1 rRNA gene is annotated in these 207 nt (G+C 56.0%); it reads left to right on the forward strand.

From position 1 onward, the window contains the following. A 23S ribosomal RNA gene (locus tag M3221_RS27195) occupies positions 1 to 207 on the forward strand; the annotation flags it as partial.

Below are 207 nucleotides of genomic sequence, written 5' to 3' on the forward strand. Positions count from 1 at the left end.
GAAGGACGGGACTAACACCGATATGCTCCGGGGAGCTGTAAGTAAGCTTTGATCCGGAGATTTCCGAATGGGGAAACCCGCCATCCGTAATGGGATGGTACCCCTGCGTGAATACATAGGGCAGGAGGAGGCATACCCGGGGAACTGAAACATCTAAGTTCCCGGAGGACGAGAATGCAAACGCGAGTCCCTGAGTTGCGGCGAGCG

It is taken from the genome of Domibacillus indicus (genome assembly GCF_023715895.1).
In the GTDB taxonomy this organism is placed as follows: Bacteria; Bacillota; Bacilli; order Bacillales; family Domibacillaceae; genus Domibacillus; species Domibacillus indicus_A.